Annotated in this window: 3 protein-coding genes and 1 pseudogene; 2 read left to right on the top strand and 2 right to left on the bottom strand. The window is 51.0% G+C overall.

Features of this window, described 5'->3' with window-relative positions; translation table 11 throughout:
• Positions 1-127 (top strand): annotated as a pseudogene (locus tag ACTHUM_RS13460) (ABC transporter substrate-binding protein); the annotation flags it as partial.
• 117 nt (positions 128-244) lie between these two features.
• On the top strand, positions 245-496 hold the full coding sequence (locus ACTHUM_RS13455; protein WP_070826712.1) for a hypothetical protein: 252 nt from the start codon (positions 245-247) through the stop codon (positions 494-496).
• Between the two features lie 70 nt (positions 497-566).
• Here ACTHUM_RS13455 and ACTHUM_RS13450 read toward each other — a convergent pair whose 3' ends face one another.
• Complete coding sequence (locus ACTHUM_RS13450; RefSeq protein ID WP_107792281.1) at positions 567-1,223, bottom strand: YdcF family protein; 657 nt, start codon at positions 1,221-1,223, stop codon at positions 567-569.
• 25 nt (positions 1,224-1,248) lie between these two features.
• Positions 1,249-1,608: an arsenate reductase (glutaredoxin) gene (gene arsC, locus ACTHUM_RS13445; protein WP_004519164.1), complete on the bottom strand. Its 360-nt coding sequence runs from the start codon at positions 1,606-1,608 to the stop codon at positions 1,249-1,251.
• Positions 1,609-1,613 lie beyond the last annotated feature (5 nt).

Genomic DNA, 1,613 nt, shown 5'->3' with positions numbered 1-1,613 from the left:
ATTTATCGCCAAAACCCTGTATCCGCAGCAGTTTGCCGACATAGACCCAAACAAGACCTATCTGGACTTCTACCGCAAATACCTGCCCGTCGTGCCGGACGGTACGTTTTACATCCGATTGAAATAGTGGCTGCAAAAATCATAGGCTCAGGCCGCCTGAAGATTCAGACGGCCTGAACATGCTATGCCGATAAAGATTTAATGAGTATAATTACTGTTCTTTCAACAAAATTACTGGGTACGTATGAACGGACAAAACCAAATCGACCAGCCTCAGGCTCCGGTCGTCAGCATCAAAGAATGGTTGCTAACAAACTTGATTTTGATGATTCCGCTAGTCAATATAGTTATGACGCTTGTATGGGCATTCGGCTCAAACACCAATCCGAATAAAGCCAATTATTTCAAGGCTGCCTTGATTCTGTTTGTCATCTATCTGGTACTGGCTGTAGCTGTAGTCATTTTTGGCAGTGCAGCTGCAAATCAATATCAATAAGTAAGCATACATTTAGGCCGTCTGAAACCTAAAAGGATTCAGATGGCCTTTTACATGGATTACCGAAGGCTCAACCACCTATCCAATTCCAAACCGCATCGCTCCATTTGCCGATACGGTAGAGAAACAAAGAATAGCTCTCCTGCATCAGAAACTTGGCTTTCTTGCTGCGCTCGTCAAAGCGCGTGGTCGGTGTGGCAGAGAACTGCGCGTCTGACAAGCCCAAATCGGCGGCCATTTCTTCGGCGCGAGCCAAATGATACGGGTCGCTGACAACGATAATGCTGCCGACTCCGTTGGCGTGCATGATGGGGACGACATTGCGCAGGTTTTCGTAAGTGTTGCGCGACGTGTTTTCAAACAGGATATTGTGCGCCGGTATGCCCTGCTTGAGTGCGTATCGGCGCCCCACTTCGGCTTCGGTCATAAATCCTTTTTTGGGCGTACCGCCGGTGAAAATGATTTTGCCGACCCGATGGCTTTGGTAGAGCGTGATGGCATGGTTGATGCGCTCCCGGAATACCGGCGACGGGCGTTTGTCCCACGCCGCCGCACCCAACACCACCGCCGCATCGGCATGAGCGTCCTTCGGCAAGGTTTGCAAACCTGTCCGGTAAATCTGCCATGTGCCACTCAAAAAAATACCGCACACCAACAAAACGCTCAAAGCAAGGCCGCGAAATAGGTAGTATCGCAAGCCATTGCGGCTTTTAAGCAGGGAAATCATCTTCAGACGGCCTTATCCAACCCCGTCAGCCGAGTAGGGCGGCAATGTTTTCCAACGGACGGCCGATGGCTGCGCGCGTAGGCGTTACCAAAACGGGACGCTCAAGCAGGGCAGGGTGTTCGGCGATTGCCTGAAGCAGGGCGGCATTGTCCAAATCGGGATTGTCCAAACCCAATTCTTTGTACAAATCGTCTTTCGTGCGCATCATGCCGCGCACCGACTCGATGCCGAGTTTGGCAAACATATCCTGCAAAGTCGCCAAATCGGGCGCGGTATCCAGATATTTGACTACGTCGGCGGCAACGCCTTTTTCTTCGAGCAAAGCCAGCGCGGCACGCGATTTGCTGCAACGCGGGTTGTGATAAAGTGTGAATTCAGACGGCATGAAAG

It is taken from the genome of Neisseria sp. P0021.S006, from assembly GCF_051956895.1.
Note: the sequence above shows the minus strand (reverse complement) of the source record. Positions and strands in the feature narration are given on the sequence as shown.

What these genes read in the sequence shown, in the direction of transcription:
- ACTHUM_RS13455 (WP_070826712.1), top strand. Translation starts at nt 245, where the DNA reads ATGAACGGACAAAACCAAATCGACCAGCCTCAGGCTCCGGTCGTCAGC.
- ACTHUM_RS13450 (WP_107792281.1), bottom strand. Translation starts at nt 1,223, where the DNA reads ATGATTTCCCTGCTTAAAAGCCGCAATGGCTTGCGATACTACCTATTT.
- arsC (WP_004519164.1), bottom strand. Translation starts at nt 1,608, where the DNA reads ATGCCGTCTGAATTCACACTTTATCACAACCCGCGTTGCAGCAAATCG.